Raw genomic sequence first — 6,954 nt, forward strand, 5'->3', positions numbered from 1 at the left:
GCCCAGCCGATGGCGGCGGCCAGCGCCAGCACCACCTGCGCCAACACGAAGCGCGATGCCAGCCGATCGGCGCGCGCGCCCAATTCCAGCCGTTGGGTTTCCACGCGCTGATGCCGCAGGCCACCGGCCGCGTCGCCAAAGGACTGGCGGGCGCACAGTTCCAGGTAGCGCGCGGTCAGCAGAAACGCCACGAACATCGTGACCGAATCGAAATAGACTTCGCCGCGCCCGGTCCAGGTGGCGTGGACGCTGGGAACGAATGCGGCCACGATGCCCAGCGCAACGGGCACGTCCATGCCCGCGCGGCCATGGCGCAGGTTGTCGCCGGCATGGCGCCAGATGGGCCAGGCCGAATACAGCACCACGGGAATGGTCAGGGCGAAGCTGGCCCAATTCATCAGCACGATGGCCCAGTCCAGCGTTTCCAGCGCGTCGGCGGGCATGCTGTCATGCCGCAGGTAACCGGGCCACGCAAACATCATGACCTGCATCATGGCGAGCCACGCCAGGGACAGGCGCACCAAGGCGTGGCGGCGTTGCTGGCGGTCGGCGTCGGACAGGGACACCGGGACGGCGAAAATCGATTTTGCTCGCATGCGCCGATGGTAACCAGCGGCGCAGGCCGGCACCTTGATCTGGATCAAGGCGGGATTTCGGGCATCTTAGCTATCGCAATGCTCCGCGCTTTTTCAGGTCGGCCACCAGCTCGGCGGAGATTCCCGCTTCGGCCAGCACCTCTTCGCTGTGTTCGCCAAACGCGGGCGCGGCGCGCGGCGTGTCCGCTTGGCTGCGGCCGAACTTGATCGCCTGCGCGAAGCCCCGGTAGCTGCCGACGACCGGGTGCGCAAATGTGGAAATCATGTTCTCGGCCTGTACCTGCGGAAAATCGAACATGTCTTCAACGCCACGCGCGGCGGCGCAAGGCACCTCTTCGCCAAACCACGCTTCCCACTCCAGGGCGCTGCGCGCGCGCAGCGCTTCGTGCAGGCGCGGCACAATCTCGTCGCGATGTTCGGCACGCTTGCGCACCGAGTCGTAACGCGGATTCGCAGCCAGGTCCGCCAGCCCCGTCTTCTCGCACAGCGCCTGCCAGAAGTGCGGCGTGTTGGCAGAGATATACAGATAGCCGCCGCCCGTGGGGTGCAGGCCGGTGATGCCGCCCGAACGCATGTCGCGCCCGATCTCGCGCGGTTCGCCCTCGGCCCAGACCAGCCGCGCCGATTGCAGCGCCAGCGCGCTGCGCAGCAAGGACACGCCCACGAACTGCCCGCGACCGCTGCGTTCGCGTTCATACAGCGCCGATGCCACGCCCGCGGCCACCATGGACGACGCGTAGTAGTCCACCACCGAGCCGTACAGGATCTCGGGCGGGCCTTCCGCCTTGCCCTGCAACGCGCACATGCCCGTCATGGTTTGCAGCACCTGGTCGTAGCCCGCCTTGTCCTTGAGCGGCCCCGTTTCGCCATAGCCGGTGACGGCGCAATAGATCAGCCTGGGGTTCACCTCGGCCAGCTGCTCGTAGGCAATGCCCAGGCGCGCCGGCACGCTGGGCCGGAAGTTGTGCACCAGCACGTCGGCCTGGCGCGCCAGGTCGTGCAGCACGGCCAACGCCTCGGGTTGCTTCAGATCCAGCACCAGCCCGCGCTTGCCCCGGTTCACGCCCAGGAAGGCGCGGCTTTCGCTGTCCAGCGTGGACGGATACTTGCGCAGGTTGTCGCCGGTGGGCGGTTCCACCTTGATGACATCCGCGCCCTGATCCGCCAGCAGCGTGCAGCCATACGGCCCGGCGATATAGGCGCTTAAGTCCAACACGCGTACGCCCGCCAGCGGGCCACCGGTAGAAGTGTGTTCGGTCGCCATCATTGCTGTTGCTCCGTGCCGTCCAGCCCCAAGGCCTGGGCCGAACGCAGTATCGCCTCGGCGCGGCGCAGGAATGGGCCGTCGATCATTCGGCCATCCACCACAAACGCGGCGACGCCCTTCTCGGTTGCCTCGCGGGCGGCTTGCACCACGCGCGTAGCGTGGGCGATTTCTTCATCCGAGGGGCGGAAGGCCGCGTTGACCAGCGGCACTTGCCGGGGATGGATGCAGCTTTTGCCCAGATAGCCCAGGCTGCGCGCCAGCTCGGCTTCGGCGCGAAAGCCCGCTTCGTCTTCGATATTGGCAAAGGCCGAGTCATAGGCAAACACGCCGGCCTCGGCCGCCGCCATGCGCAGCGCAAACATCGCCTGCTGCACAGCGACGTTCTGGCGGCGGCTGATGCCGGCGGGTTCGAACAGGTCGCCCAGCCCCAGCTGCAAGCCGGCCACCGACGGATGCGCGGCCGCCAGGGTGGCCGCCAGCCGCAAGGCACGCGGCGATTCAATGTTCAGCAGCAAGCCCACCGGCTCGGTCACGCCATTGGCGGCGCGCGCCTGTTCGATGGCGCTGGCCGCCGCCACCACGTCGGCCTCGCTTTCCGCCTTGGGCAGGTTCACCAGATGCAAGCCGGGCCGCACCACTGCCTGCACGTCCGCATGAAAGTGCCCGCTGTCCAAGGCGTTCACGCGCACGATCAGCGTCTTGCCCGACGCGGCCGTCCGCGGGTCGGCCAGCATGCGGACCAGATGCTCGCGCGCCTCGGCCTTGCGCGACGGCGCCACGGCGTCCTCCAGGTCGAACGACAACGCGTCCGCGGGGCCGCTCAATGCCTTGGCGAATAACTCGGGACGGGAACCTGGAACGAACAGTTTGCTTCTCATGCTTGCGCTCTTGTGACGGAGGTTGAATCGGGGTCGTGCTTATTGGATGGATATGTTCCGGTCGCGCGCCACCTGCTTCCACTTGGCGGCGTCGGCCTGTACCAGATCGGCAAACTGCGGCACGGTCAGCGCCGCCGGCACGGCGCTTTCCTCGGCGAACATGGCGCGCATCTTGTCGTCGTTGACGATGGCGCGGATCTCGGCGTTCAGCTTGTCGACCAGTGGCGCGGGGGTGCCGGCCGGGGCCAGCACGCCCCACCACAATTCCACCGAGTAGCCGGGCTGGCCTTCACCGATGGTGGGCAGGTCGGGATAGAACTGCGACCGCTTGGGCGACGTGACGGCCAGCACGCGCAGCTTGCCGCCCTTGAGCAGCGATGCCGTGGACGCGAAGCTGCCGATCACGAAATCGACGCGGCCGCCTGCCAGGTCGTTCAGCGCGTGCGACATGCCCTTGTAGGGCACATGCGTGAACGCCGTCTTCTCGCCCCCGGCCAGGATTTCGCTGGCCATCTGGTTGACCGAGCCCAGCCCGGCGCTGCCATAGGTCAGCTTGCCCGGCTCTTTGCGGCCGGCCGCCAACAGGTCGGCCATGGATTGGTAGGGGGAATCCTTGCCCACCACCAAGGCCATCGGGCTGCGCGCCAGCATGGCCACGGGCGCAAAGCTGCGCACGACGTCGTATTTCAAGTTGGTTTGCACGGCCGCGTTGGTGGTCAGCGTGGACGAAGACAGCATCAGCACCGTGCCGTCCTTGGGTGCGCGCGCGACGTATTCCGCGCCAATGGCCCCGCCCGCGCCGGGGCGGTTTTCAACAATGACCGTGTTCGACAGCCGCGCCCCCAGCTTTTCGGCCAGCACGCGGGCGAACACGTCATTGCTGCCGCCGGGCGGAAACGGCACCACCATCGTGATGGTGGGCGGTATGGAGGCGGACTGCGCCATGGCGGTCGCGGGCGCGCCCGCGGCAACAGCCAGCGTCAGGCTCATGGCCAACGCGGGTATGGCGGCGCGCAGCGTGTGCAAAGTCAGGTTCATCGTAGGTCTCCTCGGTGTCGGTCTGTTCCGGCGGGCGTGGCACGCCCGTCCCGCAGCCGCTTTTCGTTGTGGTCGTTTCGCATACTAGGACCGCCCACTGATGATATAAAGCGAGGATTCTTAAAACACTACGTGAGGATTTCTGATGAAGATCGAATCTTTCCGTACGCTCAACGCCGTCCTGCGCGGCGGCAGCTTCGCGGCGGGCGCGGCGGACATGAACTTGTCGCCCAGCGCCGTCAGCTTGCAGATGAAGCAGATGGAGGAATACTTCGGCCAGCCGCTGTTCGACCGGTCGGCGTTGCAGGTCAGGCCGAACGCCTTTGCCGCCGAAGTGGACGCGGTGCTACAGGACGCGCTGGCCCGGCTGGACGAACTGCGCCGCCGCAGCACGCCCGCCGTGGAAGGGCGCGTGCGGCTGGGCACTATCGAACCCCTGCAAGTCACGCTGCTGCCGCCGCTGCTGCGCAAACTGCGCGAACGCTATCCGCTGCTGGACGTGCGGCTGGTGCGTGGGCGCGCCACCGAATTGACCGAGAAACTGAAAAAAGGCGAAATCGACGCCGCGATCATCACACAGCCGGAAACGGGCGGGTCCAGCCGCCTGGCCTGGACGCCGCTGTTTCGGGAAACGCTGGTACTGATCGCCCCCCCCGATTCCATGGAAACCCGCGTGGCCGAATTGTTCCAGCGCTACGAATGGATCCGCTTCGACAAGACCACCATCGGCGGACGCCTGGCCGCGCGCTATGTGGCGCAGCACGCGCCGCACGCGCGCTGCCGCATCGAAATGCAATCGCTGGCGGCATTGACCGCATTGGTGTCGGCGGGTTTGGGCGTGTGCGTGCTGCCCGAGCCCGGGCGCAACCTGCTGGACGTGCATCCCGTGCGCGTGCTGCCGCTGGGCAAACACGCCCCGTACCGTCAGATTTCGTTCGTGTGCCGGCAGGCGGATGAAGAGAACCGGCTGGTGCAGGCACTGCTGGAAGGCGCCCGGCCTTAGCCCGGCCCCGCCTGTCTGGCCATATCGATAAAGGCGCGCAATGCCGACGATACGCGACGTTGCCGTGGGTAATACAGCATGAAGCCGGGAATTGCCGGGCACCAGTCATCCAGCATGCGCACCAGCTGGCCGGCTTGCAGCAGGTCGCGCACGTAGTATTCCGGCACGCAGCCGATGCCGATGCCGTCCGCCGCCGCGCGCACTTCCGCGTGCACGTCGCTAAGCGCAATGCGGCCGGACACGTCCACTTCGATCGCCTCCCCATCCTTTCCGAATTCCCATTTGTAGTAGCGCCCGCTGGGAAAGCGGTAGCGCACGCACGCGTGGTTCAACAGGTCGTGCGGATGGCGGGGCAATTCGCGCCCAGCCAGGTAGGCGGGCGAGGCGACCACCGCAGCGCGCAAGGCCGGGCCGATCTGCACGGCCACCATGTCTTCCGGCACGGCCTCCAGTAAGCGCACGCCCGCGTCAAAGCCCGATGCCACGATGTCGACAAAGCTGTCGTCCTCGGCGATTTCAAGCTGAATGTCTGGATAGGCGGCCAGGAAGCGCGCGGCGAACGGCATCAACAACATGTGTGAAGCCGCCCGCGACGTGTTGATCCGCAACGTGCCGGACGCCGAACCCCGAAAGTGGTTCATTTCTTCCAGCGCGTCGCCCAGGTCGGCAAGCGCGGGAAGCAGGCGTTGGGCCAGGCGCTGGCCGGCGTCGGTCAGCGCCACGCTGCGCGTCGTGCGGTTGAACAGGTTCACGCGCAGCCTTTCTTCCAGGTTGCGGATGGCGTAGCTGACGGCGGAGGTGGACAGGCCCAGTTCTTCGCCCGCGCGGCGAAAGCTGCAATGCCGGGCGACGGCGGCGAACGCCGCCAGGTGCGACAGATTATCCGCTTGCATGATTGTGCAAATTCCTTCAACAAAACATGCGGAAATTCTAGCTTGATCGGCCTTATTCCCAGGAATATTGTGAACGTCTGCTTAACAAATTGATTCGAGTTCACCATGATCCCAGCCCGTGGCTACGCCGCTTACAGCACCGACACCCCGCTCGTTCCGTTCAGCTTCACGCGCCGCGAGCCGGGCGATGACGACGTGCTGATCGACATTCTTTACAGCGGTATCTGCCATTCCGACTTGCATCAGGCGCGCGGCGACTGGGGCAACTCCGTGTTCCCGATGGTGCCCGGCCACGAGATCGTGGGCCGCGTTGCCCAAGTAGGCAAGAACGTCACCAAGTTCAAGGCGGGCGATTACGCGGGCGTGGGTTGCATGGTGGATTCCTGCCTGCATTGCAAGGCCTGCCGCCTGAACCTGGAGCAGTACTGCGAAGAAGGCGCCACGCTGACCTATAACGACAAGGAACGCGGCAGCGATCAGTTGACGTTCGGCGGCTATTCCGACCGCATTGTCGTCAAGGAACACTTTGTGGTGAAGGTGTCTGACAAGCTGGACTTGAAAGCCGTTGCTCCGCTGCTGTGCGCCGGCATCACCACGTATTCGCCGCTGCGCCACTGGAAGGTAGGCCCCGGCCAGAAGGTGGGCGTGATCGGCCTGGGCGGGCTGGGCCACATGGGCGTGAAGTTTGCCCATGCGATGGGCGCGCATGTGGTGATGATCACGACGTCTGCCGACAAGGGCCGCGACGCCCGGCGCCTGGGCGCCGACGAGGTGCTGGTGTCGCGCGACGCAGAGGCGATGGCCGCGCACGCGGGCACATTCGATTTCCTGTTGAACACCGTGCCCGTCAGCCACGACGTGAATCCGTACCTGGCGTTGTTGACGCTGAACGGCACGATGGCGCTGGTGGGCGCCCTGACGCCGCTGGACCCGATCCCCGGCGCGAACCTCATCCTGGGCCGCAAGTCGATCGCGGGCTCGGCCATCGGCGGCATGGAAGAAACGCAAGAGATGATGGACTTTTGCGCGGAACGCGGCATTGTCAGCGATGTCGAGATCGTGCCGATCCAGGCCGTGAACGAGGCCTATGAGCGGTTGGCCCGGAACGACGTGAAGTACCGCTTCGTCATCGACATGGCGTCGTTGACCGACGAGGCGGTGGCCGCTTAATAACAAGAAGGCGCTGGCGCTGCGTCCAGGAAAAAAAAGGGGTGCCCGAAGGCACCCTGAATCCACCCTACAACAGCACCTACAACTGCAAAGCAATCTATCCGTGCGT

General features: G+C 65.9%; 6 protein-coding genes and 1 pseudogene. 2 read left to right on the forward strand and 5 right to left on the reverse strand.

What is annotated here, in order from left to right; genetic code table 11:
• The 4 genes and pseudogenes from ACNPP0_RS04465 to ACNPP0_RS04480 form a co-directional block, all read right to left on the reverse strand.
• Positions 1-596: pseudogene (locus ACNPP0_RS04465) on the reverse strand (hypothetical protein); the annotation flags it as partial.
• Between the two features lie 70 nt (positions 597-666).
• Positions 667-1,863, reverse strand: coding sequence for a CaiB/BaiF CoA transferase family protein (locus ACNPP0_RS04470; protein WP_448705117.1), 1,197 nt, complete (start codon positions 1,861-1,863; stop codon positions 667-669).
• Complete coding sequence (locus tag ACNPP0_RS04475) at positions 1,860-2,741, reverse strand: HpcH/HpaI aldolase/citrate lyase family protein (RefSeq protein ID WP_448705118.1); 882 nt, start codon at positions 2,739-2,741, stop codon at positions 1,860-1,862. Before ACNPP0_RS04475 ends, ACNPP0_RS04470 begins: the two co-directional genes overlap by 4 nt.
• A gap of 39 nt (positions 2,742-2,780) precedes the next feature.
• Complete coding sequence (locus tag ACNPP0_RS04480; protein ID WP_332608845.1) at positions 2,781-3,779, reverse strand: tripartite tricarboxylate transporter substrate binding protein; 999 nt, start codon at positions 3,777-3,779, stop codon at positions 2,781-2,783.
• Positions 3,780-3,924: 145 nt separating this feature from the next.
• Between ACNPP0_RS04480 and ACNPP0_RS04485 the strand changes: the two genes are divergently transcribed.
• Positions 3,925-4,782: a LysR family transcriptional regulator gene (locus ACNPP0_RS04485; protein ID WP_332608846.1), complete on the forward strand. Its 858-nt coding sequence runs from the start codon at positions 3,925-3,927 to the stop codon at positions 4,780-4,782.
• On the opposite strand, the gene ACNPP0_RS04490 is transcribed toward ACNPP0_RS04485, so the two are convergent.
• Positions 4,779-5,675 carry a LysR family transcriptional regulator gene (locus tag ACNPP0_RS04490; RefSeq protein WP_332608847.1) on the reverse strand — a complete coding sequence of 299 codons (897 nt, stop codon included), beginning with the start codon at positions 5,673-5,675 and terminating at the stop codon, positions 4,779-4,781. The two genes, ACNPP0_RS04485 and ACNPP0_RS04490, sit on opposite strands and share 4 nt — an antisense overlap.
• Positions 5,676-5,780: 105 nt before the next feature.
• On the opposite strand from ACNPP0_RS04490, the gene ACNPP0_RS04495 reads away from it, so the two are divergent.
• Entirely contained in the window at positions 5,781-6,845 is a 1,065-nt protein-coding gene (locus tag ACNPP0_RS04495; protein WP_448705119.1) for an NAD(P)-dependent alcohol dehydrogenase, read from the forward strand.
• The last annotated feature ends 109 nt before the right edge of the window (positions 6,846-6,954 follow it).

This window comes from Achromobacter semiaridum, assembly GCF_053543755.1.